Origin of the sequence: Corynebacterium ihumii, assembly GCF_028609825.1 — a bacterium.
GTDB lineage: Bacteria > Actinomycetota > Actinomycetes > Mycobacteriales > Mycobacteriaceae > Corynebacterium > Corynebacterium afermentans.
Window position 1 is genome coordinate 436,092 of record NZ_CP063190.1, and the last position, 26,248, is coordinate 462,339.

At 67.1% G+C, this 26,248-nt stretch carries 22 protein-coding genes; 12 read left to right on the top strand and 10 right to left on the bottom strand.

Features of this window, described 5'->3' with window-relative positions:
- Positions 1-102 precede the first annotated feature (102 nt).
- The gene (guaA, locus tag CIHUM_RS02220; RefSeq protein WP_034997347.1) at positions 103-1,662 is read left to right on the top strand and encodes a glutamine-hydrolyzing GMP synthase; all 1,560 of its coding nucleotides are present in this window, start codon (positions 103-105) and stop codon (positions 1,660-1,662) included.
- A gap of 22 nt (positions 1,663-1,684) precedes the next feature.
- On the opposite strand, the gene CIHUM_RS02225 is transcribed toward guaA, so the two are convergent.
- Positions 1,685-2,737: a PspC domain-containing protein gene (locus tag CIHUM_RS02225; protein ID WP_034997349.1), complete on the bottom strand. Its 1,053-nt coding sequence runs from the start codon at positions 2,735-2,737 to the stop codon at positions 1,685-1,687.
- A gap of 112 nt (positions 2,738-2,849) precedes the next feature.
- Here CIHUM_RS02225 and CIHUM_RS02230 point away from each other — a divergent pair, with 112 nt between their 5' ends.
- Positions 2,850-3,977, top strand: coding sequence for an ATP-binding protein (locus tag CIHUM_RS02230; protein WP_034997351.1), 1,128 nt, complete (start codon positions 2,850-2,852; stop codon positions 3,975-3,977).
- Positions 3,974-4,597: a LuxR C-terminal-related transcriptional regulator gene (locus tag CIHUM_RS02235; RefSeq protein ID WP_034997352.1), complete on the top strand. Its 624-nt coding sequence runs from the start codon at positions 3,974-3,976 to the stop codon at positions 4,595-4,597. The genes CIHUM_RS02230 and CIHUM_RS02235 overlap by 4 nt, the downstream gene beginning before the upstream one ends.
- Here the strand turns inward: CIHUM_RS02235 and CIHUM_RS02240 are convergent.
- Positions 4,594-6,474, bottom strand: coding sequence for an FAD/NAD(P)-binding protein (locus CIHUM_RS02240; protein ID WP_034997354.1), 1,881 nt, complete (start codon positions 6,472-6,474; stop codon positions 4,594-4,596). The genes CIHUM_RS02235 and CIHUM_RS02240 overlap by 4 nt on opposite strands.
- 118 nt (positions 6,475-6,592) lie before the next feature.
- Here CIHUM_RS02240 and CIHUM_RS02245 point away from each other — a divergent pair, with 118 nt between their 5' ends.
- The 5 genes from CIHUM_RS02245 to CIHUM_RS02265 are packed head-to-tail and all read left to right on the top strand — an operon-like array spanning position 6,593 to position 12,912.
- On the top strand, positions 6,593-8,224 hold the full coding sequence (locus tag CIHUM_RS02245) for a TIGR04028 family ABC transporter substrate-binding protein (RefSeq protein WP_034997882.1): 1,632 nt from the start codon (positions 6,593-6,595) through the stop codon (positions 8,222-8,224).
- Positions 8,225-9,244, top strand: coding sequence for an ABC transporter permease (locus tag CIHUM_RS02250; RefSeq protein WP_034997356.1), 1,020 nt, complete (start codon positions 8,225-8,227; stop codon positions 9,242-9,244). It abuts the gene before it with no gap.
- A complete protein-coding gene (locus tag CIHUM_RS02255; RefSeq protein WP_034997357.1) occupies positions 9,241-10,116 on the top strand; it encodes an ABC transporter permease in 876 nt (291 codons plus the stop codon). Before CIHUM_RS02250 ends, CIHUM_RS02255 begins: the two co-directional genes overlap by 4 nt.
- The gene (locus CIHUM_RS02260; RefSeq protein ID WP_034997359.1) at positions 10,113-11,717 is read left to right on the top strand and encodes a dipeptide ABC transporter ATP-binding protein; all 1,605 of its coding nucleotides are present in this window, start codon (positions 10,113-10,115) and stop codon (positions 11,715-11,717) included. The genes CIHUM_RS02255 and CIHUM_RS02260 overlap by 4 nt, the downstream gene beginning before the upstream one ends.
- The gene (locus CIHUM_RS02265) at positions 11,710-12,912 is read left to right on the top strand and encodes an alkylhydroperoxidase domain protein (protein WP_034997361.1); all 1,203 of its coding nucleotides are present in this window, start codon (positions 11,710-11,712) and stop codon (positions 12,910-12,912) included. The genes CIHUM_RS02260 and CIHUM_RS02265 overlap by 8 nt, the downstream gene beginning before the upstream one ends.
- A gap of 10 nt (positions 12,913-12,922) precedes the next feature.
- Here the strand turns inward: CIHUM_RS02265 and CIHUM_RS02270 are convergent, their stop codons facing one another.
- Positions 12,923-13,408, bottom strand: coding sequence for a PspC domain-containing protein (locus CIHUM_RS02270; RefSeq protein WP_158293359.1), 486 nt, complete (start codon positions 13,406-13,408; stop codon positions 12,923-12,925).
- A gap of 276 nt (positions 13,409-13,684) precedes the next feature.
- Complete coding sequence (locus tag CIHUM_RS02275) at positions 13,685-14,101, bottom strand: hypothetical protein (protein ID WP_074431965.1); 417 nt, start codon at positions 14,099-14,101, stop codon at positions 13,685-13,687.
- Between the two features lie 166 nt (positions 14,102-14,267).
- Between CIHUM_RS02275 and CIHUM_RS02280 the strand changes: the two genes are divergently transcribed.
- Together CIHUM_RS02280 and CIHUM_RS02285 are read left to right on the top strand one after the other, a co-directional pair.
- Positions 14,268-14,999, top strand: coding sequence for a hypothetical protein (locus CIHUM_RS02280; RefSeq protein ID WP_243427115.1), 732 nt, complete (start codon positions 14,268-14,270; stop codon positions 14,997-14,999).
- On the top strand, positions 14,996-16,549 hold the full coding sequence (locus CIHUM_RS02285; RefSeq protein WP_034997362.1) for a Y-family DNA polymerase: 1,554 nt from the start codon (positions 14,996-14,998) through the stop codon (positions 16,547-16,549). Before CIHUM_RS02280 ends, CIHUM_RS02285 begins: the two co-directional genes overlap by 4 nt.
- Here the strand turns inward: CIHUM_RS02285 and CIHUM_RS02290 are convergent, their stop codons facing one another.
- Positions 16,550-17,137, bottom strand: a complete 588-nt coding sequence (locus tag CIHUM_RS02290; protein ID WP_074431966.1) for an AMIN-like domain-containing (lipo)protein — start codon at positions 17,135-17,137, stop codon at positions 16,550-16,552. It abuts the gene before it with no gap.
- A gap of 139 nt (positions 17,138-17,276) precedes the next feature.
- Between CIHUM_RS02290 and CIHUM_RS02295 the strand changes: the two genes are divergently transcribed.
- On the top strand, positions 17,277-18,155 hold the full coding sequence (locus CIHUM_RS02295) for a sucrase ferredoxin (protein ID WP_034997364.1): 879 nt from the start codon (positions 17,277-17,279) through the stop codon (positions 18,153-18,155).
- 208 nt (positions 18,156-18,363) lie between these two features.
- Here CIHUM_RS02295 and CIHUM_RS02300 read toward each other — a convergent pair whose 3' ends face one another.
- Genes CIHUM_RS02300 through CIHUM_RS02320 form a run of 5 tightly spaced genes read right to left on the bottom strand, consistent with a single transcriptional unit; the run spans position 18,364 to position 22,697 of the window.
- On the bottom strand, positions 18,364-19,134 hold the full coding sequence (locus CIHUM_RS02300) for an HAD family hydrolase (RefSeq protein ID WP_081634384.1): 771 nt from the start codon (positions 19,132-19,134) through the stop codon (positions 18,364-18,366).
- 11 nt (positions 19,135-19,145) lie between these two features.
- Positions 19,146-19,847 (bottom strand): methionine ABC transporter permease, encoded by a 702-nt coding sequence (locus CIHUM_RS02305; RefSeq protein WP_034997367.1) that lies wholly within the window; start codon positions 19,845-19,847, stop codon positions 19,146-19,148.
- A complete protein-coding gene (locus tag CIHUM_RS02310; protein ID WP_034997369.1) occupies positions 19,844-20,872 on the bottom strand; it encodes a methionine ABC transporter ATP-binding protein in 1,029 nt (342 codons plus the stop codon). Before CIHUM_RS02310 ends, CIHUM_RS02305 begins: the two co-directional genes overlap by 4 nt.
- Positions 20,873-21,763, bottom strand: coding sequence for a MetQ/NlpA family ABC transporter substrate-binding protein (locus tag CIHUM_RS02315; RefSeq protein WP_034997371.1), 891 nt, complete (start codon positions 21,761-21,763; stop codon positions 20,873-20,875).
- A gap of 43 nt (positions 21,764-21,806) precedes the next feature.
- Entirely contained in the window at positions 21,807-22,697 is an 891-nt protein-coding gene (locus CIHUM_RS02320) for a MetQ/NlpA family ABC transporter substrate-binding protein (protein ID WP_034997372.1), read from the bottom strand.
- A 166-nt stretch (positions 22,698-22,863) separates the two neighbouring features.
- Here CIHUM_RS02320 and CIHUM_RS02325 point away from each other — a divergent pair, with 166 nt between their 5' ends.
- Positions 22,864-26,028 (top strand): error-prone DNA polymerase, encoded by a 3,165-nt coding sequence (locus CIHUM_RS02325; RefSeq protein ID WP_034997374.1) that lies wholly within the window; start codon positions 22,864-22,866, stop codon positions 26,026-26,028.
- Positions 26,029-26,248 lie beyond the last annotated feature (220 nt).

A 26,248-nucleotide genomic window follows, 5' to 3' on the forward strand; every position in this document is an offset into this window, starting at 1 on the left:
CCGAACCAGCCTTCTTCGTCGCCCGCGCTGGTGCTGGTTATTCAGGGGTTTTCCTGGACGCCGCACAGGCAGTTGGGTCTCGCGCGGGATCGACTACGATCTATGCCTGTGAATACTCCGCAAGCCCGCCCAGTCCTTGTCCTCGATTTCGGCGCGCAGTATGCGCAGCTGATCGCCCGCCGTGTCCGCGAGGCAAACGTTTTCTCCGAGGTGGTTCCTTCCACCATCACCGCCGCAGAAGTCCGCGAGAAGAACCCGCAGGCGCTGATCCTTTCCGGCGGCCCGTCGTCGGTGTACGCAGAGGGCGCGCCGCAGCTCGATGCTGAGATCTTCGAGCTGGGGCTGCCTATCTTCGGCATTTGCTACGGCTTCCAGATCATGACCCGCGCGCTCGGCGGCGAGGTGGCCGAGACCGGTGCGCGCGAGTACGGCCGCACGCAGATGCGTGTCGACGGCGGCGTGCTCCACGCCGGACTCGAACCCGAGCACGCCGTGTGGATGTCCCACGGCGACTCCGTCACGCAGGCGCCTGAGGGCTTCGAGGTCACCGCCTCCACCTCGGGCGCGCCCGTGGCCGCGTTCGAGGACACCTCCCGCAAGCTTGCCGGCGTGCAATACCACCCGGAGGTCATGCACTCCCCGCACGGCCAGGAGGTGCTCACCCGCTTCCTCACCGAGATTGCCGGTCTGGAGCAGAACTGGACCGCCTCCAACATCGCTGAGCAGCTGATCGCGGACGTGCGCGAGCAGGTCGGCGAGGGCCGCGCCATTTGTGGCCTGTCCGGCGGCGTGGATTCCGCTGTCGCGGCGGCGCTGGTGCAGCGCGCCATCGGTGACCGTCTCACCTGCGTGTTCGTGGACCACGGTCTGCTGCGCCAGGGCGAGCGCGAGCAGGTGGAGACCGATTTCGTGGCCGCCACCGGGGCGAAGCTGGTCACCGTGGACGAGCGCAAGGCGTTTTTGGACAAGCTCGCCGGCGTCACCGAGCCGGAGGCGAAGCGCAAGGCCATCGGCGCGGAGTTCATCCGCTCCTTCGAGCGCGCTGTTGCCGGAGTGCTGGAGGGCCAGCAGGTGGACTACCTGGTCCAGGGCACCCTGTACCCGGACGTGGTGGAGTCCGGCGGCGGCACCGGCACCGCCAACATCAAGAGCCACCACAACGTCGGCGGCCTACCGGACGACGTGGAGTTCGAGCTCGTCGAGCCTCTGCGCCTGCTGTTCAAGGACGAGGTCCGCGCCGTTGGGCGCGAGCTGGGCCTGCCCGAGGAGATTGTGAACCGCCAGCCGTTTCCGGGCCCGGGCCTGGGCATCCGCATTATCGGCGAGGTCACCGAGGATCGCCTGGAGACGCTGCGCGCCGCCGACGCCATCGCCCGCGAGGAGCTGACCACGGCCGGCCTGGACGAGCAGATCTGGCAGTGTCCAGTCGTGCTGCTCGCGGATGTGCGCTCCGTGGGCGTGCAGGGCGACGGCCGCACCTACGGCCACCCGATCGTGCTGCGCCCGGTGGCCTCCGAGGACGCCATGACCGCGGACTGGGTGCGTATTCCGTACGAGACCCTCGAGGTCATCTCCACCCGCATCACCAACGAGGTGGCCGACGTCAACCGTGTGGTGCTGGACGTCACCTCCAAGCCGCCGGCCACCATCGAGTGGGAGTGAGCCAGTCACCTACGCCCGCGTCTTAGCGGGCGTAGTACGCGGACACGGACCCGACGCGCTGTGTCACGTTGATCGTGAGCAGCGCGCTGTCCTTGTCCGCGTTTTGCGTTTCTTCGGGGCAGGCGGTCTCGCCGATGGTGACTTGGCAGTTCACATCGACGGGGACGTTGTTGGGCAGGATCACGTCCACCTTGCCGATGGTGTTGCTGACTTCGACGGTTTTCGGCTCGCGCAGCGGCTCGAGCTCGGAGAGGTCAAGGTAGGTCTCGCCGACGAAGCCGTTGACGCCCGGTTGGTCTGGCAGGGTGTCGACGTCGTACACGGTGATGTGCGCGCTGCCGAAGCGCCCGTAGTCGCCGTCGCGCAGGTCGCTGTAAAACGCAAGCCCCACGAGCGAGACTGCTGAGAGAACTAAGGCGACCGGGATCCAGGTCCAATTGCGTTTCTTCGGCTGTGTTGGTGCCGGTTCGCTCGGCTCCGGTAGGTGCCACAGCTCCGGCGCCGCGCCGAGCGGGTCCCAGGCGGGCGGGCGCTGGCCGGGGTGTTCGTGTCCTTCGGGCACCGTCAGGTGAGAGGTGTCCACAGCGGCGCGGTTGCTTGTCCGTGCCCCCTCCGGCTCGCCCACCAGCAACCCAGCCGGCGGCTCGGGCTGGCGCTGGCGCAGGAAGTACCAGCCAGCGGCGAAGAGGATGAACGTGACCAGCACTGCCCGCAGATCGCCTGCGACGGAAACGGACGGCAAAAACAGGAACAGCCCGAGCAGCAGCAACCAGCCGGTGTCGCGATCCTTTATCTCCGCTGCGGTCAGCTGCTCTTTCGGAGTGATGATCGCGGCCCACGGACTGCGGGTCAGCCCGAAGCGGGGCATGTTGATCCAGCACAGCAGGTAGAGGAAGATACCGCCGCCGAACGCGAGCGAGAGCGCGACGAAAACCACGCGGATGAACGTGGGGTCGATGTGGAAGCGGGCGCCAATGCCTTCGCAGACGCCGCCGATGACGGCCTTGCCGCCCTGGTTCTCCGGGATGCGGGGCGGGCGGGTCTCCCACATCTGCGTGAGTGCGCTGTTTTCCATGGCTCCATCCTCCCGCGGGAGCGCGGGCCGCGGTATCGGGAACGACCCTGATCTTTCTTTTCAGGGTTTTCCCCGATGTGCCCGAAGGCGTGCCCGTGCAACGATGGGGGTTATGTCTGCGTTGTATCCCCGGCTGGCCCGGAACCGCTCCCGCCGCGTTGTGGCCGGTGTGGCCTCCGGTGTGGCCGACCACCTGGGGGTGGAGGACAAGTGGGTACGCATGTTCTTCGTCGCGGCGAGTTTCGCGGGCGGGTTCGGCGCGCTGCTCTATGCCGGTTTATGGATGTGTACGCCCCTGGACGACAGCGGGGCGCAGCGCCAGCGTCCGGGGACGATGGATCTCGCGCTGGTGGTGCTCGGGTTCGCAGGCGCGCTTATTGCGCTGCAGCTGTCCTCGGGCGCGGGCGCCACGGTGGTGTTTGTACTCGGCGTGCTCATCGTCGGCGCGGTGATTGCGCTGCAGGCATACGACCGCGGCACGGGGTCGTGGGGCAACATCGCCGCGCTGACCTTGGGTGCGCTGCTGGTCATGGCCGGGGTGCTGGCCGTGGCGTTTGTGGGCGAAAGCGCCGGGGTTGGCGGCGTGGTGGTCTCCGTGCTGGTCACGGTGGTGGGCGTGGCGGTGCTGGTTGTGCCGCTGATAGCCAAGCTGGCCAATTCGTTGGTCGCGGAGCGTGAGGCCAAGGCGGTGGCGGACCAGCGCGCGGAGATTGCCTCACGCTTGCACGATTCGGTGCTGCAGACCCTCGCGTTGATACAGAAGCAGGCGGGCGATGCGGATGAGGTCGCCCGCCTCGCGCGCGCCCAGGAGCGCGAGCTGCGGGCCTGGCTTTTCGACGACTCCGTGCCCAACCACACCACCGCCTTCGCCGCCCTGCAGAAAGCGGCCGGCGAGGTGGAGGACGCCTTCCGCGTGGTCATCCAACCGGTCACGGTGGGCGAAGACGTCGCCTTTGATGAGCGCACCGAGGCGGTCGTGCTGGCCGCGAGGGAGGCAATGGTCAACGCCGCGAAGCACGCTGGTGTGGACACCATCGATGTTTACGCGGAGCATCTCGCGGGCAGGCTCGAGGTGTTTGTGCGCGACCGCGGTTCCGGCTTCGATCCGGACGCCATCCCGGCCGATCGGCACGGTTTGCGCGACTCCATCGTGGGCCGCGTAGAGCGGGTTGGGGGAGAAGTGCACGTGATGTCGTCGATAGGCAATGGCTCAGAGGTGGAGATAGCGTTAGAGCTATGACGAGCGTGTTCTTGGTGGACGATCACTCCGTGTTCCGTGCCGGGGTGAAAGCTGAGCTGGCGGACGCGGTGGACATCGTTGGTGAGGCCGGCACGGTTGCTGAGGCGGTGCGTGGGATCGAGCGCACGCGCCCGGACGTGGTGCTTTTAGACGTGCACATGCCCGATGGCGGCGGACTGGCCGTGCTCAAGCGGGCGCCGGGCCCGGCGTACCTGGCGCTGAGTGTCTCCGATGCCGCCGAGGACGTCATCGCACTGATCCGCGCCGGCGCGCGGGGGTACGTGACCAAGAACATCGCAGGCGCCGAGCTCGCCGAGGCGATTGCACGGGTGCGCGGCGGGGACGCGTATTTCTCGCCGCGGCTGGCCGGGTTCGTGCTCGACGCCTTCGCCTCGGGGCCGGTGGTGGAAGAGGACGACCCGGCGGTGGATTCGCTGACCCGCCGCGAACTCGAGGTGCTGCGGCTGCTCGCGCGCGGCTACACGTACAAGGAGATCGCCGAGCGTCTGTTCATCTCCGTCAAGACGGTGGAAACACACGCGTCGAACATTCTGCGCAAGACGCAGACCTCCAACCGCCACCAGCTCACCAGGTGGGCGGTGGCCCGGGATCTGGGCTAGAGCACGCCCGCCTGGGTGAGCAGCGAGCGAGCCGTCTTGTCGGTCTCCTGCAGCATCAGCGGGTCGGTGCCGGGCATGGGGGAGATGGTGGTGTCCGCCCACTGCTTGCCGGTGGGGATGCCCACGATGTGCAGGCGCGCGTCCAGCTCGCCGTCGGGGTGGACGGTGCGGCGGGTGTGATCGTCGGTTTCCGGGGAGGCGGTTTCCACGCCACCCGGTGCGAACGGGCGCACGCGGCCGGCCTCGCGCAGCGACGCGGTCAGGGCATCGGGGGAGGTGCGGATGTCGGGGCCGGGCAGGAATGCGTCGGCAAGTGCGGTGGCGCGCACCGAACGGGCGTGGCTGACTGCTGTGTACCCGCTGTCGGTGGTCTCTACCACGGGGTCGGGGCCTAAGAAGGTGACCAGGCCGGCGTCGAACAGCGCGAGTAGCTCACGGGTGCGAAACAGCGGCGGGCCGGAGCCGACCATCTGGCCGAACGCCATGTACTGCGCAAGTGCCGCCTCGCGGGGGCCGCGGCCGTTTTGTGTGGCGATCGCGCTGGGTTTGCGGCCTGCGGAGATGGCCCATAGGCCGGCCTTGAGCGGGGAGTCCCAGGCGGACACGGCCTCGGTGATGTCGGCCACCATGCCTTCGGCGACGCGTCGGTTCAGTTCCTCCAGGTTGAGCGCTTCGGTGCCGGCGAGCGGATCCACCCAGGCGGCCATGTCGAACGGTGCGGTGCTCATCCCGTCAAGTGCCTCGGTCAGCGCGTTCGCGACCGGCAGGATGTCGTCCGAGGTGGCAACCGCGGCAAGGTCGGCGGCGTCGATGGCCGCGAGGATCTCGTCGAGGGCCGCGCTGAGTGCTTCGGGACGCACACGGGCAAGCACGCGGTAGTACTCGGCGTAGGCGTCGCGGGCGAGCGCGGGCCACAGGTCGCGGCCGAAGGACACCGGTGCTTCGGAGGCGTCGATGGCGGCGCGCAGACGGGAAAGGTCGGCCTTCGGAGGCAGGGAGTGGTACTCGGATTTGGGCAGGTAGGGGTAGCCGCGCCCGGAGGTGACCACGAAGTGCGGCTCCTTGCCGGTGGCCTCGTAGCGCAGGCCGGAACGCGCGGAGGCGTCCTCGACGAAGCGGCCGCCGCGGTCGATGGTGGTCAGCGCCATGAGGTCGAAAAAGCCCATGCCCATGCCGCGCACCACAACGTGCTCGCCGGCCGGCAACTGTGAAACGTCCTGCTCCACGGGGTTGCCCGGCGGGATGTAGGTCAGACCCGAGTCGGCGAACGCCTGCTGCGCGGGCGTGGGGGCGGGCAGGACCCAGCCGGAGGCGATGACGGTGGCGTCGGCGTGGACCACGGAGCCGTCGGCAAGTGTGATGGCGTCCTGGGCGCCCTCGGCCGCCAAGGACACGGCGCGGGAGTGGTGCTCGACCACCTCGACCGTGTCCGGTAGCTGCGCGAGCGCGACCTTCCATGCCCAGCGCAGGTATTCGCCGTAGAGCGCGCGCGAGGGGTTGGACTCGGGGCGGGTGGCGCGCAGCTCCTCGTTGTAGTGCTCGGGGAGGGAGGCACCGGAGGCGTCGATAAGCGGGTGTGTTTTCTCGCCGCGAAGCGCCTGGATCCACTCGTACATGGTGGGGCCTTCGAGCACGGGGGCGGAAACGGTCGCGCCGGGCTCGGTGAACAGGGTCACCGCGCCGGCGAGGGTGTTCATGCACAGCGTGCGGGTCTGGTCGGTTTCCCAGATGCGGCCGGCGCCGGTTTGGGCGTCGTCGATGATGTGCAGGGTGAGCACGCCGCCACTGGCGCCTAGGTAGGCGGCGATGCGTTCGGTGATGGAGATGCCGCGGGGTCCTGCTCCGACGATTGCGATGGATGCTGCCACGGTGAAAATACCTCCACGATTTCTGTGAATCTTTGATCGTATGTAGACTGCCTAGTCTATTGCTAAAGAACCGGATTGTCTAACAGTGGTAATGTGCACTGCGCAACCGAAGAAAGAAGGCGATAACGTGCCTAAAACAAAGGTAGCCGCGACGCTTGCGCTCGGCGCCGCAGCCAGCCTGCTCGCCGGATGTGCGACGGCGGCTAACGGCGATGACGGTGACGTGCTCACCTACCTGGAATCCAACTGGTTTAACAGCCTGTACCCGCCGGCCGCCGGGTTTTACCCCAACGGCGGCGTGGTCAACCAACTGACGGACCGGCTGCTTTACCAGGACCCGGAGACGCTGGAGCTTGAGCCGTGGATTGCCACGGACCTGCCGGAGGTCAACGAGGACGCCACGGTGTTCACCTTCGACATCCGCACCGACGTGACCTACTCCGACGGCACGCCCATGACCGCGCAGAACATCGTGGACAACTTCGACCTGTTCGGCCTGGGCGACAAGGACCGGCTGCTCAACGTCTCGGAGCAGATCTCCAACTATGAGCGCGGCGAGGTCGTCGACGAGGACACGGTGCGCTTCCACTTCTCCGCACCTTCGCCGGGCTTTGCGCAGGCGACGTCCACCTACAACGCGGGCCTGTTGGCCGATTCCTCGCTGCAGCTGCGCAACGAGGAGTTCGGCCCCGGTAACGCGGAAAACGTCATCGGTTCCGGCCCGTTCGTGGTGGACAGCGAGACCCTGGGCACCGACCTGGTGCTTAAGGCCCGCGAGGATTACGACTGGGCGCCGCCCTCACTCGAGCACCAGGGCCGGGCTCGCCTGGACGGCATCCACTACACCCTGGCCGCGGAGGAGGCCATGCGCTCCGGCGCGCTGCTGTCCGGCCAGGCCGACGCCGCGCGCACGATCTCCCCGCCGGTGGAGCGCCACCTGAAGGATCAGGACGTGCAGGTGGTCGCCGCCACCGCCAACGGCATGAACAACCAGCTGGCGATGCGTTTCAACCACCCGCTGCTGCAGGATATCCGCGTGCGCCAGGCGATCATCCACGGCGTTGACCGCGAGGAGATCATCCGCATCCTGCTGTCGGATTCCTACCCGCTGGCCACCTCATCGACGACCTCGCAGGCCCTGGGGTACGCGGAGCAGCCTGGCGCGTACACCTTCGACCCGGAAAGCTCGCGCAAGCTTCTCGACGACGCCGGCTGGACCCCCGGCCCGGACGGCATCCGCGAGAAGGACGGCCAGCGCCTGAGCCTGTGGGTCAACCACGCCCTGCCGCAGCCGCGCTCGAAGGAGATTGTCACCATGATCCAGTCCGATCTGCGAGAGCTGGGCATCGAGCTCAACATGGTTGCCGGCGACCGTGCCACCCAGAACGCGGCGCAAAAGGACATCAACCGCGTCCAGCTCATGCACACCATGGTGGGGCGCGCGGACTACGACGTGATCGAATCGCACCTGTCGGTGGACCGCCGCGATTCGCTTTTGAATAATGCCGGCGACGGCACGCCGATCGACGCGGAGCTGCAGGCGCTTCTGGACAAGGTGGTCTCCACCCCGGACGACGCCGGCCGCGCCGCCGCATCCAAGGCAGTGCAGGACCACCTGACCGAACACGCCTACACCCTGCCGCTGTTTGAAGAGCCGCAGGTCTACGCGCTCGCGCCGCACGTGAAGGGCTTTGACACTGAGGCAGTGGCGCGCCCGAGCTTCTACTCGGTGTACTTCGACCGCGAGGAGGACAAGTAGATGGGCAAGTACGTATTCAAGCGCATCGGCCAGGCGCTCATCGTGCTCCTTTTGGCCTACACCCTGGCGTTCTTCCTGCTGTCCGCGCTGCCTTCGGACGGCGTGGCCGCCCGCTACGCGGACCCGGCCCTGGGCCTGTCCCAGGCAGAAATCGAGCAGATCCGCGAGCAGATGGGCGTGGACAAGCCGCTGATCCAGCAGTACTTCGCCACCTTGGGCGGGCTGTTCACCGGAGACTTGGGCTACTCGGTGGCCACCGGCACGCCCGTGTTCGACCTGATCACGGACGCCGCGCCGCACACGTTCGCGCTCGCCGCGACGTCCATCGGGCTTGCAATCGTGGTGGCGCTGGCCACCGCGTACGTGGCCACCCTGCCCGGCGCGGGGCCGCTGCGCAGCTTCTTCCGCACGCTGCCGTCGTTCATGGTGTCCCTGCCGGGCTTCTGGATCGCAATCCTGTTGCTGCAGTTCTTCTCCTTCCGGCTCGGCTGGGTCAACGTGGTTGACCCGACCCCGCTGGAGGGGCTGATCCTGCCCACGCTCACCCTCGCCGTGCCCATGGCGGCACCGCTGATGCAGGTGCTTATCCGTTCTATCGACGAGGTCCGCGCCCAGCCGTTCGTGCAGGTCGTGCGCGCCCGCGGCGCCAGCGAGGCCCGCATCTTCTGGCGCGACGTGCTACGCAACTCGCTTCTGCCCGCGATCACCATGGCTGGCCTGCTGTTCGGTGAGCTCGTCGGCGGCGCCGTGGTCACCGAGACCGTCTTCGGCCGCGCCGGGCTGGGCTCGCTGACCGTGAACGCCGTGTCCAGCCGCGACATGCCGGTGCTGCTGGGCGTGGTCCTCATCGCCGCCACCGCGTACGTGGTGATCAACCTGATCGTGGACCTGCTCTACCCGGTGCTGGACGTGCGCCTGCGCGACCAGGCCGCGGCGCAGACCGCCACCACCCCGGCGGCCCCTGAGGAGCAGACCGCCGCAAACACCCCGGCTACGACCGCAAAGGAGGCCGTCCGATGAGCACGACCAACCTGGTGCACAACCAGCGCGCGCCGCAGAAGCACCACCGGCCGTGCAAGGCCCGCAAGCACCGCCGCTGGAGCTCGCCGGCGACCATCCTGTCGCTGATCGTGCTGGCCATCGCCGCGCTGTGGGCGATCGTGCCCGGAATCTTCGCGCCGCACGACCCGTACAACGACGTCGATGTGGCACTGCTCGCCCCCAATGGTGAGTACATCTTCGGCACCGACGCGGTGGGCCGCGACCTGTTCTCGCGTGTGGTCTACGGCGCACGCCAGTCGCTGCTTGGCGCTCTGATCGCCGTGGCTGTTGGCCTGGTGCTGGGCACTTTGATCGGCCTGATCGCGGGCACCCGGCGCGGCTGGGTGGAAACGGTGCTGATGCGCCTGGTGGATGTGCTGCTGGCCATCCCCGGCATCCTGCTGTCGCTGTCCATTATCATCGTCACCGGCTTCGGCTCCCTGCAGGCAGCGTTCGCTGTCGGCATGACCTCGGTGGCCACGTTCGCGCGCCTGGCGCGCTCGCAGGTGATTCAGATCGCCAACGCGGACTTCGTCGAGGCCGCCTACGGCTCCGGCGCCACGCAGGCCCAGGTGCTGTTCCGGCACGTGCTGCCCAACTCGCTGACCCCGGTGCTGGCGCTGGCAGCCTTGCAGTTCGGCACCGCCATCCTGCAGCTGTCCATCCTGGGGTTCTTGGGCTACGGCGCGCCGCCGCCGACCCCGGAGTGGGGCCTGCTCATCGGGGAGGGCCGCGACTTCATGGCAACCGCCTGGTGGCTGATCCTGCTGCCCGGCCTGGCCATCGTGGCCACAGTGATGTCCACCAACCACCTGTCCCAGATGATCCAACAGGAAGGTGATGCGAAGTGACTACGCCTCTGCTTGAAGTCAGCGGCCTGACCGTCGCGTACGGCGACGCGGACCCGGTGGTGCGCGACATCTCGTTTTCCGTCGAGGCCGGGAAGATGACCGCGATCGTGGGCGAGTCCGGCTCCGGCAAGACCACTTCCGCGATGGCGGCGCTGGACCTGCTGGGGCCTAGCGGCAACGTGTTTTCCGGCAGCATCCGCTTCAAGGGCCAGGAACTGTCTGGCCTGACCAACGCCGAGTGGCGCAAGCTGCGCGGCACGAAGATTGGGCTGGTGCCGCAGGATCCGAACAACTCGCTCAACCCGTTGAAGACCATCGGTGCCTCGGTGCAGGATGGCCTGGAAATTCATGGGGTGGGGGATGCGGCTAAGCGCCGTCGCAAAGCAATTGCCCTGCTGGAGCGCGTGGGCATCGACGACCCGGAGCGCCGCTACGACCAGTACCCGCACGAGCTGTCCGGCGGCATGAAGCAGCGGGTGCTCATCGCGGCGGCGGTGGCGCTTGAGCCCGAGGTGCTGATTGCGGACGAGCCGACGTCCGCGCTCGACGTGACGGTGCAAAAGACCATCCTGGACCTGCTGGACGAGATGCGCGCTGAGCTGGGCCTTGGCATCATCTTCATCACCCACGACCTCGCTGTTGCGGGTGATCGGGCGGACGATGTGGTGATCATGGAGCGCGGCGAAGTGGTCGAGCACGGGCCGGTGGGCCAGGTGCTGACCAGCCCGCAACAGGACTACTCGAAGCGCCTGCTCGCCAACGTGCCCTCGCTTGCGGTCGCAGATGCTTATCGACGTCCTCCGGTTGCCCAGGACGCCCTCCTCACTGTCAGCGGGCTGACCAAGCGCTACGGCGACTTCACGGCAGTCGAGGACATTTCCTTCGACGTGGCGCGCGGCTCCACTCACGCGCTGGTGGGCGGCTCCGGCTCCGGCAAGACCACCACGGGGCGTGCGATTGCCATGTTCAACCAGCCCACCGCCGGACGCATCACCTTGGACGGCACCGAGCTGACTGAGCTTTCGCCGAGACAGCAGCGCGGCCTTCGCGGGCGGGTGCAGATGGTGTACCAGAACCCGTACTCCTCGCTGGACCCGAAGATGCGCGTCGGCGAGATCGTCGCCGAGCCTCTGCGCAACCTCGCCGGCGCCTCCAAGCGTGAGGCGCTCGCACGAGCCGACGAGATTTTGGCGCGTGTGGCGCTGGACCCGGCGCAGTTTGCCAACCGCACCCCGGCGCAGTTGTCCGGCGGGCAGCGCCAGCGTGTGGCCATCGCCCGCGCCCTGATTGTTCAGCCGGAGCTGGTGGTGTTGGACGAGGCCGTCTCCGCACTCGATGTGACCGTGCAGGCCCAAATCCTGGAGCTTTTGGAGGATCTGCAGCGCGAGCTTGGCCTGACCTACGTGTTCATCTCCCACGATCTGGCGGTGGTGCGCCAGATTTCGGATACCGTGAGTGTGTTCAGCCGCGGCCGCCAGGTGGAATACGGGGCGACCAACGACGTGTTTGCGCACCCGAAGCACGACGTCACCCGCGAGCTCATCAACGCCATCCCCGGCACCGTGTTCCGGGCCCGACAGTTAGGAGAGTTTGTTGTCTAACCGCACTGACATTATTGACACCCTGGCCGAGACCCCGGCGGAGCTCGCCGAGCTGCGTCGCCGCCGTCCCGAGGCGGTGGACAACGCTCAGCGCAGCTTTGAAGCGCTGTTCGAGCCCACCGACGACGCGCTGATCCAGGCGCTGCCGGTTGCCACCCGCTACGCCGTTGCCGCCTTCATCGCCGGTGTTTCCGGTGCGCAGCGCGCTGCGGCGTTCTACACCGACCTGCTTGCGGACGAGGACGAGTCGCTCGTTGCCGTGGTCGATAACGCGGTGCGTGCAGGTGTGTCCGCCGGACCCTACGCGGGCGGGGACTTTGTCACCTTCGGCGACAACGCACTCGCCGTCGCCTTCGACTTCGCCCACCTGCTGACCTTCCACCCGAAGGACGCCTCGCCCGCGGCGATCGGGCACCTGCAGGAGGCAGGCTACAACGAGAACGCGATTGTCTCGCTCGGCCAGCTTATCGCCTTTGTGGCGTTCCAGCTGCGTGTCGTGCACGGCGTGCGTGTGCTGGCGGGTGGCGGCGGGGTGCCGGAGGGCGTCGATAGGCGAGCTGGCGTTGCGGATCCCGGTTGGGCGCCCGCCGCTGCCACCCTGCAGCCCGAGGTGGTCGCGCCCGAGAAGTTTGTCGCGCACCCGCTGGGGTGGAAGCCGTGGGTGGCGCCGCTGGAAAAGGGCGAGCTGACCGACGCGCACATTGACGCGCTGATCAAGCCCGAGCGCGCCGACATGGAGTACTTCCGCCTGCTCGCGCGCGACCCGCAGGCGCTGAAAGCCCGCACGCTGACGGACCTGGACATCTTCTATAGCACCGAGGGCGGCCTGGGCCGCGCCGAGCGCGAACTCGCCGCCACGGTGGCCTCTCGTTTGAACGGCTGCGAGTACTGCGCCTCGGTGCACCAGGGCCGCTCCAAGGAGGAGGGCGGCGACGCGGAGGCCATTGACACGCTTCTCGACGAAGGCGTGACCGCCGACCTGAACTCCGAGCTGTGGAACGCCATCCGCGACGCCGCGGTGGCGCTGACCCGCACCCCCTACGAGTTCGGCGCGCCGCACGTGGACGCGCTGCGGGCCGCTGGCCTGGACGACCTGGCGGTGCTGGACGTGGTGAACTCGTCCGCGTTCTTCAACTGGGCGAACCGGCTCATGCTCACCCTCGGCGCGCCGGATGTGCCGAAGCGTTACCGTTAGCTGGTTCTGGCTAGCGCCAGACCAGGTCGTCGTTGCTGTTGGGGCCTGCCGGCGGCTCCGGCTGGCGCGCGTAGGTGAAGAACCAGACGAAGAAGAACACGGCGAAGCTGAGCAGCGCGCCGCGCAGGTCTGCCGCCTGGTTAAGCGCGGGCAGGCAGATAATCAGGCCGAGAAGCAGCCACCACCCGGGCTTGCGTTCCTCAATCTCGTGCGGGGTGAGCTGCTCTTTCGGTGTGACGATCGCCTTGGCCGGGGTGATGGTCATGCCCACGCGCGGCATGACAAACCAGCACAGCAGGTAGGCGAAGATGCCGCCGCCGAAAACGAGGCTGAAGATGACAAACGCGATGCGCATGGACACCGGGTCCACCTTGTAGCGCTCACCGGCGCCGACGCAGACACCGGCGATGACGGCGCGCCCACCCTCGTCCTTCGGGATGCGGTACGGGCGCGTGTCCCACATGTGCTTAAGCGATGTCGAAGATCCTTGAGCCATACGTGCCATTATCCGTGGGTTGGTTGGACTTCGCAGCCGGGGTTTCGGCGCGGCGGGGCTGTCTTGCTGTTTGCCGGCTGCGCCGTGCTGCCGACAGACCCCTAGTGAAAAACCCCGAGTATGCGCCGATTTCGGCCTTAATAGGGCTTTGCTACTAGGGGTCTGTGCGCAGGGGTGCTCCTGCGGAGCTCGAAAGCTACTAGAAAGCTACTCGAAAGGGAATGTTTCTAGGTTGAGCTGCGAAAACTCGTCTACTAGAAAGCCTTTCGAGTAGATCTACGCGTACGCGAGGCGCCGCGTGCCGTCCACGTGCGGGTACAGCACCCAGGCCGCCGCGGCCGCCAGCACACCCGCGACCCACGCGCCGAGTGTGGGCCAACCGGCCAGCGGCGCGAGCATCAGGAGCAGCCACCACAGCATCAGGGGGAGCACCATGCCTATCGACGGCACCCTGGCCACGTTCTTCTCATCCGCAAACGCCCTGAGCTGTTTGCGGTAGGGGTGCAAGAGCGTCACGGCGACGGCGGCAACGACGCACAGAATCGCCACGACTGCTTTGACGCCCAGCGGCGCCTGCGAGGCCATTACGCCGACGGACCCGCCCACGCCGAGCGAACCCAGTGCTCGTACGACGGTCGGGGTGGGGATCGGCGTGACGCGGTTGCGGACCTCTGCTGCGCTGATGGGGATCACGCAGGGCGACGTTACCAGGGCACTTCACCGCCCGAATTAATCATGAGTGGGGAGATCATGGATTATTCGTATGGCCCCATGAGCCAGGTTCTCATGAGGGTGAAGTAGAAAACATGTTCGGCCAGGAGCGTTGCCTGTGTCGGCCCCGGGGTGCATACTGTTTGGCGTGAGTGGAACACCTATTCGAGCTGCGTCGGCAGCGGCGGCAAACCTGGCAGTTGTGGAAGAACCGCCAGCTCAGCCGTCGCGCGTCGACCAGATCGCCGAGCTGCGCGCCCGCATGGCCGCTATCGGCGGGGAGGTTCCGCAACAGGTCGTCGAGGATGCGGAGACCCTGGCGGTGGCGGGCGGGCTTTCGCTCGTGCTGCCGAACGGTGGCCTGCCACGCCGGGCAGTCACGCACGTCAGCGACACCCCGGCGCTCATCGTGGAGCTCATCGGCCAGGTGGCCCAGGCCGGCGGGCGCGCGGGCGTGGTGGGCTGGCCGGAACTGTCCTACGCCAGCATCGACGCAGACGCGATGGAGCGAGTAGTGGCGGTGCCGGACGCGGGCCTCGACGACCTCAGCGTCGCTGGCGTGCTCGCCGAGGGCCTCGACCTGGTGGTGCTGCGCACCCGCAGCCCGTTCCAGCTCACTCCGGTTCGCGCACGCCCCCTGCTCGCCCGGATCCGGAAAGGTCAGGCCGCGCTGGTGTGCGTGAACGTGGAAGTGCCCTCGCCGGCGCTGACGGTCACGGGCCAGCTCGCGCAGTTCCACGGCATCGGCCGGGGCATAGGCCGCATCACGGGCATCGACTTCGACGTCCGCGCGCAAGCCAAGGGATACCGGCCGGCCAGTGCGAGGGTGACGTTGGGCACCGGAGGCGTCGAGAAGCGAAGGCTCCGGGCCGTCACATGAGGGCCGCGGCGCTGTGGTTTCCGGACTGGCCGGTGCAGGCGGCGCGGCTGGAATCGGGCGATGAGCTGACAGAACCCATCGCAATCGCGGCGCAGCACCGGGTAAAGGTGTGCTCGCACGCCGCGCGCCAGCTGGGCATCCGCCGCGGGATGCGGGTGCGCAACGCCCAGGCGGTCGCGCCCGAGCTGACGGTGATAGAGGACAATCCGGACCGCGACGGGCGGATGTTCGCCTCGCTCGCCGCCAGCTTCGACGAGGTCGCCGCCAGCGTGGAGGTGATACGCCCCGGGCTCGTGGTGGTGGACGTGGACGCCGCGGGCCGCTTCCACGGCAGCGAGGGCAAAGCACTCGAGATGCTTATCGACGCCGCCTCGCGCCGCGGCATCGACGCCTTCGCAGGCGCCGCCGACGAGATCGCCACCGCGCTGATCGCCGCGCGCACCTCCCAGGTGATCCCGCCGGGAGGATCGGCCGAGTTTTTGGCAGCGCAGCCGCTCGGCGTGTTGGTGGCAGAAGAGTCGCTCGCTGCGGACATGGACACCGTCAAAGCGCTGGGGCAGCTTGGCATTTCCACACTCGGGGAGCTGGCGAAACTGCCACCGAACGCGGTGACCACCCGTTTTGGCACCAAAGGTATGCGCATCCACCGCATTGCCTCCGCCGCGCCGGACCGCCGCGTCGCCCCGGAGCTGCCGGTGGAAGACCTCGCCGTGGCCATCACGCCGGAGGACCCGATCGAGCGCGTGGACGCCGCCGCCTTCGCCGCCCGTGCCCTGGCCGCCAGCCTGCACGAACGACTCAAAGACACCGGCCGCAACTGCCTGCGCCTGAAAGTTATCGCCGAGCTTCACGACGGCTCCCGCGTCGAACGCGTCTGGCGCACTCGCGAACCGCTCACCGAAGCCGCCACCGCGGACCGCGTGCGCTGGCAGCTCGACGGCTGGCTGACAAACGGCGGCGCCGGCGCAATCACCAGCCTCATCCTCGAGCCGCTCGAATTCGCCGCGCCCGAACCAGTCGGCGAACTGTGGGCCGACGGCGCCTCCACCGACACCGCGCGCCGGGTGGTGGAGCGCGTCCAATCCCAGCTCGGCATCGACGCGGTGCTTCAACCGCGGCTCATCGGCGGGCGCGGGGTGGCCGAGCGCGTGGCGATGGTGCCGTTCGGGGAGGAACCGGAGGACGTCGATAGGCAATCGTGGCCCGGTGCGATCCCTCAACCCCTGCCTGCGCGCCTCGGCGGCGGCATCGACCACCCTGCCTCGCGCATCATGCTTATCAACGCCACCGGCGCCCCCGTCATCGTCACCGCCGAAGCCCTGCTAAACAGCGAGCCGTACGGACTGGCCTGGGGCGACAAGCGCTACCTCGTCACCGGATGGGCGGGCCCGTGGCCCGTGGACGCGGACTGGTGGACGCAAACCGAACTGCCCGCAGGCCGCGTCGCGCGCATGCAGGTCGTGGGCCGCGAAGGCGGGGAAGACGGTGCCGCGACCGGCTGGCTTTTGGTGTGGAGCCGGCGCAGCTGGCGCGTGGAAGCGGTGTACTAGCTACTTCTGCACGATATCCACGACAACGCGCGTGGGATCCTTGAGCACCTGCACCGAGTACGGCAGCTCGGAGCGCAGTCCCACCACGACCTGGCTGCGGCCCTCGTACGTGCCCGCGCTGATCACGTCGATGACGTTGCCGGTGTCGCCCGCCATGGTCACCGGGACGTCGTTGTCCTTACCCAGCTCAAAGGGGTACACGGTGCCGTCGACGTTGATGTTGAGGAAGGAGTTGCCCGCCACCTGCAGCGGTTGGCCCACCGTCTCCTGCATCGGGGTGGAGGTGTAGTCCACGAACCAGCCCGGATCGCCGTCGCCTGCCAGGTCCACCACCACGCGGTCGAAGCCCTCGTGCGCGCCGACGCGCACGCCGACCACGGCCAGACGCGACGGCTCCGACGGGCGCTGCGTTTTCGACGACGAGTCTGCAGCGCCCAGCGGCTGCGGTTTCTTAGCGGGGGAGGCCAAGCTGCCCGTCAGGGTTTTTCCGGCACCGTCGCCGACGACGCTGCAGGCGCTGCACGCCACAGAAGCAGCCACGCACGCGCCCGCGAGCGCCACGCGCGAAAGACCGGAGAATTTAAACACCCAGTCACCGTAGCCAGCGTGCAAGTGAGAACAAAAAGAAAGGAGGCGAAATCGTAAAAGGTTATTTAACCGTTATAACTTGGAATGATGTCCAAGAGGGTGGCTTACGGGTTAGGGCATGCTTAGCTATGGTGGTGCCATGCAACAACTGCCCTGCTCTGACGTAGAGGTTGAACCGCTGCCGGGAACCGCCAAACCCGGCTCCGTGTACGTGCTTTTTGAGTGGCCGGAAGCCTGGCCCCGCGACGTCATGGGCGACGCCGCCCTCGGCGAGGAGCTCACCGCGAAACTTGCGCCCATGCTCGAGGAGCACGACGCGACGCTACTGCTCATCCGCCACCCAACGCGTGAGGGCCGCAACATCACCGACCACCACCTCTACCTCGTCTTCGCCGACGAGGCCGTCACTGAGGTCAAACACATTGACAGCCCCGAAGAGCTGCTGGAGCTGGATCTTTCTGGACCGGGCCGCAACGGCGCCGAACGCCGCGAGCGCCCGCTGCTGCTGATTTGCACCCACGCTAAGCGCGACCGTTGCTGCGCCGTCAAGGGCCGCCCGCTGGTCAACGAGCTGCACGCGCGCTACCCGTTCGGCCCCGGCAACGACGTGGTGTGGGAGACCTCCCACATCAAGGGCCACCGCTTCGCGCCCACGATGCTGCTTATGCCGTGGGCTTACAGCTTCGGGCGCATGAACATTGAGGCCACCGATGCCATGCTTGCCGACGCATCCGCGGGCCGCTACTTCGTCCCCTGCAACCGTGGCCGCGGCACCCTGGGACCCGCCGAGCAGGTGGCTGAGCTCGCCGCCGCCGCAGAGGTGCCCGGTGCTCGCTACGGTCAGTTCGAGGTTGCTGCGTTTGACGGTGGCTCCGTCCTGGTCACCGACACTGCAGCTGGCCAGGCGTACGAAGTGCAGCTGGAGCAGCGCCCGGTGTCTGGCGTGGTCGACTCGTGCGGAAAGGCGCCGAAGGAGAGCACGGCCTGGGTCGCGGTGTCGGTGACCCCGCGGCGTTAACTTCTCGCTTTCCGCCTTCGGCACCACAACCTGCGGATCTGCTAGTTGTCCAATTCAGCTTTCGCGGCGCTCCTAGCAGATCAGCCCGGTGTTGAAACTGGTGTTCAACACCACCTGGGGAAACGAAAAGTTGGACACGTGATCTGCTAGTTGTGGATCGGGGCGGTCGGCGACGAACTAGCAGATCAGGTTTGAGGGTGCGCTGGCGCTACATGTACTCGCCCAGGACCTCCGCCACGGAGCCGATAACGCGGTCCGTGGCCGCGCGCACCTCAGAAGGCGAGTGGTGGAAGCTGTGGGAGGCATCCGCGATGGCGTGCATGGGCAGGTCGTTCCAAGAATCGCCGAATGTGTAGAGCTGGAGGGATTCGCGGGGGAGGCGGAGCTCGTCGAGAAGCTGCAAGATCCCTGCGCCCTTGGAGCGCCCCGGGGCCATGAGATCGATGTAGTCCTGGTTCTGCGCGACCTCGACCTCGCCGAGCGTGGACGCCCAGTCGACGACCTCCGCGCGCAGCTCGGCGTTACCAGGCACCCAGATGGGCACGACAGCGAAGCGGTGGTCGGGGATGTCCGCGGGAGTCATCTGCGCAAAATGCGCGGTGAAGGTGTGGGTGATGCCGGTGTTGTTTGCGAACACCCCGTCGACTTGGCCCAGGGTGGTGCCGAAGATGGCCAGGCCGTCGCGGGACCCGAAGGCGTCCAAAGCCGCCTGCAACACAGAGCCTGCCACCTCGTGGCCGAAGATGAGCTCCCGGTTCGCCCCGTCCGTGGCGGAACCGCCGTTGGACAGCACCTGGTAGTCGAAGGTGAGCCCGCTGCCGCGCATCCCGTGGGCCAGCGCCGTGCGGGAGCGGCCGGTGGCAGAAAAAGCGAGATGCCCGGCAGCGCGCCAGGCATCTATCGCGGCGATGTCCTCCTCGCGGAAGCCATGGGGAGGGTGGTGGAGAGTGCCATCGAAGTCGAACGCCGCAACCTTCATGGCACCCAAACTTACCGGCGCATGACCTTCTTGGACAGCCAGTTGCCCAGGAACTGCGCCAGCTGCACGATGACCACGATGACCAGCACCGCAGCCCAGGTGACCTGAGGCTCGAACGCGCGGTAGCCGTACACGATGGCGAAGTCGCCCACGCCGCCGCCGCCGATGTAGCCGGCCATGGCGGACATGTCGATCACCGCGATGAAGATGAAGGTGTAGCCCAGAATCAGCGGGCCGAGCGCCTCCGGCAGGATCACCGAGGTGATGATCTTCCACGGGCTCGCACCCATGGAGCGGGCGGCCTCGATCACGCCCGGGTCAATGGCCACCAGGTTCTGCTCCACGATGCGAGCAACGGTGAACGTGGCGGAAAAACACATCACAAACGTGGCGGCGGCGCGACCGATGGTGGTGCCCACCACCTGCAGGGTCAGCGGGTAGAGCATCGCGATCATGATGATGAACGGGATGGGGCGGAAGAAGTTCACCGCCACGTTGATGATGGTGTACACCGCCTTGTTCTTCAGGATGCCGCCCGGGCGGGTGGTGTACAAAAACAGGCCTAAAAGCAGGCCGAAGAACCCGCCGACGACCATGGTGATGGCCACCATCCACAGTGTGTCGCCAATGGCTTCGAGGAAGGCGGGGCCGAGGGTCTCCCAGTTCGGCTCGGCGAGGATGTACTCGGTTACGCCAGTGTTCAACGCGGTCATCGGGTGATCTCCTCAATCTCGGTGCTTTGCTGCAGCGTGGACAAAAACTCGTTGATGGCGGCATCGTCGCCGTTAAGGCGCACGGTCATCTTGCCGAAGGAGCGCTCCTGCAGGGTGGTGATGCCGGCGTGCACCGGCTCCACCGTTACGCCGCGCCCGCGGGCGGCCTCGGCAGCGCCGAAGAACCCGGAATCCTCGGTGAGGTCCACGGTGAACAGGCGGCCCGGCTTGGCCAACAACTCGCGCGCCTCCACCTCGTCGGGGCGGTTGCGCAGGCTGGTGGCGGCGAAGCGCTGGGCCACGGAGGTCTGCGGGTTGGCGAACACGTCGTAGACGCTGCCGTACTCCACCACCTTGCCGTCTTCCATGACGGCAACCTTGTCGGCGATGGCGCGGATGACGTCCATCTCGTGGGTGATCACCACGATGGTGATGCCGAGCTCCTCGTTGACGCGGCGCAGCACGCCGAGGACCTCTTGGGTGGTTTCGGGGTCGAGGGCGGACGTGGCTTCGTCGGCAAGCAGAAGCGACGGGTTGGTCGCCAGCGCACGGGCGATGCCCACGCGCTGCTTCTGACCGCCGGAGAGCTGCTCCGGGTAGTTCTCGTCGCGCTCGGACAGGCCGACGAAGTCGAGCAGCTCCGCGACGCGGCGTTTGCGCTCCTGCTTGTCCACACCAGCCAGCTTCAGCGGGTACTCGATGTTGCCGGCGGCGGTGCGGGAGGAAAAGAGGTTGAACTGCTGGAAGATCATGCCGACGTTGCGGCGGATGTCGCGCAGTTTGCGCTCGGGCATGCCGACGACGTCGGTGCCGTCGAGAAGCAATTGCCCCGAGGTGGGCATGTCCAGGCCGTTAATGAGGCGGACAAGCGTGGACTTGCCGGCACCCGAATAGCCGATCACGCCGAGAATCTCGCCCGGCTCGACGGTCAGGGTGACGTCGTCGACGGCCGTGACCTCGCGGTCTTTGGTTTTGAAGACCTTGGATACGTTCCGGAACTCAATCCGGGTGCCGGTGTGTGTCATCTACTTGTACTCCTCCACAAGGCGGTCGAGGACCTCGTTGAGCTCATCCTTGGAGCGCTGGACCTGCACGGCGGTGCCGTTGGAGTCCTCGTTGAGCGCCGCGGTGACTTCCTCGGACTGCCAGACGTCCACGATCTTTTCGTAGGTCTCGTTGTCCAGGTCGTCGCCGGAGACGGTGAAGACGTTGATGTACGGCTCCGCCAGCTCCGAATTCGGATCGTCCGCGGCCACCGAGGAGGCCGGGTCGATGCCGGCGCGCGCCAGCCAGTTGTTGTTGATCACGGCCGGGCGGCCCTCGTTGTAGGCGTTCGGCGTCTGGGAAGCATCCACGGCGACGACCTTGACCTTGGAGGCGTCCTTGTCAATGTCGGCCGGCGTCGGGGTCAGCTTCGGCGCGCCGTCACGCAGGGTGACCAGGCCCGCCTGAACCAGCACGTTGATGGCGCGGCCCTGGTTGGACGGGTCGTTCGGGATGGCGATCTCGGTGCCCTCGATGCCGTCGAGCGAGTCGTGGTCCTTCCAGTACAGGCCCAGGATGTTGATCTCGCCCGAGCCGATGATGCGCAGGTCCTCGCCGGCGGTGGCGTTGTACTGGGCCTGGTAGTTGATGGTCTGGAACTTCGAGATCTCAATCTGGCCCTCGACCTGCGCCGGGTTGACCTGCGGGTACTCGGTGAACCGCATGATGTCCAGGTCGATGCCGGCCTTCTGAGCCTCGTCGGCGAAGACGCTCCATGCCTTCTGGTCGGCGTCGGTGGTGCCGATTTTCACGGTGACCTTGTCGCCGTCGCCATTGTCTGCCGACGACTCCGTCTCCGATGAGCAGGCCACCAGCCCGGTGGCCGCGATGAGCGATGCCGCTGCTGCGGCGATAACGCGGTTGGTGCGCATAAAGCGTGCTCCTTTTGCTTAGTTGAGTGTTTGTGGAGACTTACTAGTTCTGGAGGCGGTCCAGAATCTCGTTGAGCTCAGCCTGATCGCGGTAGACCGGCACGGAGGTGCCCTTGGAGTCCTTGGCCGCGGCCTCGGCGACCTCCGGGGTCTGCCACAGCTCAACCAATTTGTTCAGAGTCTCGTCGTCGATGTCATCTGCCTGGGCTGCGAAGACGTTGATGTACGGCTCGGCCTCCTTGGACTCCGGGTCGTCCTGGAAGATGGCCAGGCCCGGCTCGATGCCAGCGCGGTCCAGCCAGGTGTTGTTGATGATGGCCGGCTTGCCCTCGTTGTAGGCGGACGGGGTCTGGGATGCGTCCACCGGGGTGACGGTGACCTTGGAGGCGTCCTTGTCGATGTCGGCCGGGGTCGGGGCGAGCTCGTCTGCGACGCTGTCGCTCAGGGTGAGCAGGCCAGCCTGGACCAGCACGTTGATGGCGCGGCCCTGGTTGGACGGGTCGTTCGGGATGGCGACGGACTCGCCCTCGATGCCGTCGATGGACTCGTGGTCCTTCCAGAACAGCGCCAGCGGCACAATCTCGGTGGAGCCGACGACGCGCAGGTCGTTGCTGGAGGCCTTGTTGTACTCGGCGAGGTACTTGATGTGCTGGAACTTGTTCACGTCCAGCTCGCCCTGCGCGAGTGCCTCGTTGACCGGGGAGTAGTCGGAGAAGGAGACGATGTCCAGGGTGATGCCGTTGTCGGCGGCCAGGTTCTGGAACACGCGCCATGCTTCCTGGTCGGCTTCGGTGGTGCCGATCTTGACGGTGGTGTTGTCACCGTCGGCTGCGGTGGTGTCGGCGGTGTTGTCGGACTCGTTGGAGCAGGCGACCAAGCCGGTGGTGGCCAGGGCAGCCGCGGCAACGGTTGCGAGGGTGCGCTTGATACGCATTGGGGTCTCCTTGGGTTGGGAATCTATGACGGGTCAGAATCTAGCACCCTATGTACCGCTTAGTCTATTTCTGGTCGAATTTCTTAACCGAGCTGTCTGTCGGGGTGTGGGGCCGACGGGCCATACGAACTAGTACACAGTTTCGAACGGTGGTAGCGTCCTTGACATGAGGTTCAACGGGGGAGCGCCACTGTCGTGGTCGAGGCTCGAGCGCATCCTCTCCGGCCGCCCCGGCCCGGAGCCGGTGCCGGTTGGCCACACCGGCACGCCCGCAGGCGCCGCGTACGGCAAAGCGCAGCCAGCGCCCCCACCGCGGGAGCGATGCCTATCGACGACACCGTTCGCCGAGCTGCACACCGTAAGCTCCTACAGCTTCCTCGGCGGGGCGAGCGAGCCGGAGGATGTGGTTGCCAGGGCTGTTGAGCTGGGGCTGAAAGCGGTGGGGCTGTTAGACCGGGACGGGTTTTACGGCGCGGTGAAATTCGCGGAGGCGGCCGCCACGGCCGGGCTGGACACCGTCTTCGGGGCGGAGCTGACACTCGGCGACAGGGTCCTGCCCGTGCTCGCCCGCGGGCCGGAAGGCTACAAGCGCCTGTCGCACCTGATGGCGGATGCGCACATGGCCACCCGCGAGAAAGACAAGGTGGCCTACCCGCCGCTGGAGCTCATCGGCGACCAGCTCGGCGGCACCTGCGTCGTGCTCGCCGGCTGGCGGTGGACGGAGGAAATCGACCACCTGGTCGACGTGTTCGGCGCAGACAATGTCGTGCTGGAGTACGAGGTGTCCATGACGCCCGAGGACGCGGACCGCCACGCGGCGCTGGATGAACACGCGGGCAAACTCCCCGCCATCGTCACGGCGCTGCCCGCCGCGGCCACACGCGACCATGCCAGGCTGGCGCAGGCGAAGCGGGCGCTGGCCAGGCGCGAATCGCTCGCGCAGGCGCACGGGGACCTGCACCCGATGGGGGCGAACTGGCTGCGCTCCGGCGACCAGCTCCAGCGCATGTACCCAGGCTGCGAGTCGAAATTGGCTTTCAGCGTTGATCTGGCGAAACGCTGCGCGTTCACGCTCGACTTGGTCGCGCCGGAGCTGCCGCGCTACCCCACGCCGGACGGCCGCAGCGAGATGGACCACCTGCGGGGACTCACGCTGGCGAGTGCGCAGTTTCGCTATGCGTCGCGGGGGCCGGAGGTGCGTCGTAAAGCAATGGCCCAAATCCGCTACGAGCTGGAGGTGATCGAGGAGCTGAACTTTCCCGGCTACTTCCTCATCGTCTACAACCTGGTGGATTTCTGCGCGAGGCAGAACATCATGTGTCAGGGACGGGGCAGTGCGGCGAACTCGGCGGTGTGTTTCGCTCTGGGCATCACCAATGTGGAGCCGATCGAGGCGGGGCTGCTGTTCGAGCGTTTCTTATCCCCGGACCGCGACGGCCCGCCCGACATCGACTTAGACATCGAGTCGGGCCGGCGCGAGGAGGTGATCCAGCACGTCTACGACACCTACGGGCGCGACAACGCGGCGCAGGTGGCCAACGTGATCACGTACCGGACCAAGGGTGCGGTGCGCGACGCCGCTCGCGCTTTGGGGTTCGCGCAGGGCGCGGCTGATAGTTGGGCGAAGGGGATGGCGGAGGTTCCGGAGGGCGTCGAGAAGCTTGCGGCGCAATTCAAAGGGCAGCCGCGCCACCTGGGCATCCACTCCGGCGGCATGGTGATTTGCGACCGCCCCATTGCGGACGTGGTGCCCGTGGAGTGGGCGCGCATGGAAAACCGCTCGGTGGTGCAGTGGGACAAGGACGACTGCGCCTCGGCCGGCCTGGTCAAGTTCGACCTGCTCGGCCTGGGCATGCTGGAAGCGCTGCACCACATGGTGGACCTGGTGGAGGAAACCACGGGCCGCACGGTCAACCTGTGGGAGCTTCCGCTTGACGACGCCTCCGTGTACGACATGCTCTGCCGCGCCGATTCCGTCGGCGTGTTCCAGGTGGAATCGCGCGCGCAGATGGGCACCCTGCCCCGGCTGAAGCCGCGGCAGTTTTTCGACCTGGTGGTGGAGGTGGCCCTGATTCGTCCGGGCCCGATCCAGGGTGGGTCGGTGCACCCCTATTTAAGAAGGCGCGACGGGCTGGAGCCGGTGACCTACGACCACCCGGTGCTCGAGCGCGCCCTGGGCAAGACGCTGGGCATCCCGCTGTTCCAGGAGCAGCTCATGCAGATCTGCGTGGATGCGGCCGGCTTTTCGGGCCGAGAAGCCGATGCGCTGCGACGCGCCATGGGCTCGAAACGATCCCCGGCTCGCATGGCGGCGTTGAAGTCGCGGTTTTTCGAAGGGTGCTGGCGCACCAACGAGATTGGTTCGGACGTGGCCGAGGGGCTCTGGCAGAAGATCGTCGCCTTTGCCGCCTACGGGTTCCCGGAGTCGCACTCGCAGTCGTTCGCCTCGCTGGTGTACTTCTCCGCCTGGTTTAAGCGCCACTACCCGGCGCAGTTCTGCGTGGGGCTGCTGCGCGCGCAGCCGATGGGGTTTTACTCCCCGCAGTCGCTGATCCAGGACGCGCGCCGGCACGGGGTGGAAGTGCTGCCGGTGTGCGTGAACAACTCGGGGTGCGAGGCGCTGTGCGTGGACTCTTCGACGATCCGGGTGGGGCTGAACCTGGTGCGGGGGCTGGGTGCGGACGCGGCTTTGCGGACTGAACGGGCCGCGCCTTTCGACGGCATCGCGGACCTGGCGCGCCGGGCCGACCTGTCCGTGGAGCACGTCGAGGCGCTGGCCCGGGCGGGGGCGCTGGACTGCTTCGGGGTCACGCGCAGGCAGGCGCTGTGGCAGGCGGGCGTGGCCGCCACGGAGCGCGACGGCATGCTGCCTGGGTTGTCGTCGGTGGTAGCGCCATCGCTGCCCGGCATGAACCCGTTTGAGCTGATGGCCGCCGACGTGGTGGCCACCGGTGTCACACCCGGGCTGATGCCGGTGGAGATGGTGCGTTCGGCGTTGTCGGCGCAGGGCGTGGTGCCGGCTGCCGAGCTGTTGCACGGGGTGGAGGACGGCACCCGCGTGCGCGTGGCCGGCGTGATCACGCACCGCCAGCACCCGGCCACCGCGGGCGGAGTGACCTTTCTGGGCATGGAGGACGAGACCGGGCTGATCAACGTGGTCATCTCCGTCGGGCTGTGGAACAAGCAGCGGGTGTTGGCGCGCACCGCCAAAGCACTGGTCGTGCGCGGGATCGTGCAAAACGCCTCCGGGGCGGTGTCCGTGGTGGCGGACCGGCTCGAGCCGCTGACGATGGGGGAGCTGCTCTCTCGCGGGTCGCGCGATTTCCGGTGATGGGGTAAAAGTGGGGCAGAGGGGGGAAATGAAAATTTCGACTAATCCGGTGACAAAGACCTCGGCGGAGATCATTCTGGGCTCGCTACCTGAAGCGAGACGAAAGTTTTGCGGAGTGGAATATCCAACACGGCGGAACTCGGGAGTGGATTACCGACCCAGTTGATTTGCTCGCGACAGTGGTGGCACAGCCGAAAAGGCCGCTGAGGTCATTCGCCGA

Bases quoted from the DNA above. Each gene is read 5' to 3' on its own strand.
- guaA (WP_034997347.1), top strand. From the start codon at position 103: ATGCCTGTGAATACTCCGCAAGCCCGCCCAGTCCTTGTCCTCGATTTC.
- CIHUM_RS02225 (WP_034997349.1), bottom strand. From the start codon at position 2,737: ATGGAAAACAGCGCACTCACGCAGATGTGGGAGACCCGCCCGCCCCGC.
- CIHUM_RS02230 (WP_034997351.1), top strand. From the start codon at position 2,850: ATGTCTGCGTTGTATCCCCGGCTGGCCCGGAACCGCTCCCGCCGCGTT.
- CIHUM_RS02235 (WP_034997352.1), top strand. From the start codon at position 3,974: ATGACGAGCGTGTTCTTGGTGGACGATCACTCCGTGTTCCGTGCCGGG.
- CIHUM_RS02250 (WP_034997356.1), top strand. From the start codon at position 8,225: ATGGGCAAGTACGTATTCAAGCGCATCGGCCAGGCGCTCATCGTGCTC.
- CIHUM_RS02255 (WP_034997357.1), top strand. From the start codon at position 9,241: ATGAGCACGACCAACCTGGTGCACAACCAGCGCGCGCCGCAGAAGCAC.
- CIHUM_RS02270 (WP_158293359.1), bottom strand. From the start codon at position 13,408: ATGGCTCAAGGATCTTCGACATCGCTTAAGCACATGTGGGACACGCGC.
- CIHUM_RS02285 (WP_034997362.1), top strand. From the start codon at position 14,996: ATGAGGGCCGCGGCGCTGTGGTTTCCGGACTGGCCGGTGCAGGCGGCG.
- CIHUM_RS02295 (WP_034997364.1), top strand. From the start codon at position 17,277: ATGCAACAACTGCCCTGCTCTGACGTAGAGGTTGAACCGCTGCCGGGA.
- CIHUM_RS02300 (WP_081634384.1), bottom strand. From the start codon at position 19,134: ATGAAGGTTGCGGCGTTCGACTTCGATGGCACTCTCCACCACCCTCCC.
- CIHUM_RS02305 (WP_034997367.1), bottom strand. From the start codon at position 19,847: ATGACCGCGTTGAACACTGGCGTAACCGAGTACATCCTCGCCGAGCCG.
- CIHUM_RS02310 (WP_034997369.1), bottom strand. From the start codon at position 20,872: ATGACACACACCGGCACCCGGATTGAGTTCCGGAACGTATCCAAGGTC.
- CIHUM_RS02315 (WP_034997371.1), bottom strand. From the start codon at position 21,763: ATGCGCACCAACCGCGTTATCGCCGCAGCAGCGGCATCGCTCATCGCG.
- CIHUM_RS02320 (WP_034997372.1), bottom strand. From the start codon at position 22,697: ATGCGTATCAAGCGCACCCTCGCAACCGTTGCCGCGGCTGCCCTGGCC.
- CIHUM_RS02325 (WP_034997374.1), top strand. From the start codon at position 22,864: ATGAGGTTCAACGGGGGAGCGCCACTGTCGTGGTCGAGGCTCGAGCGC.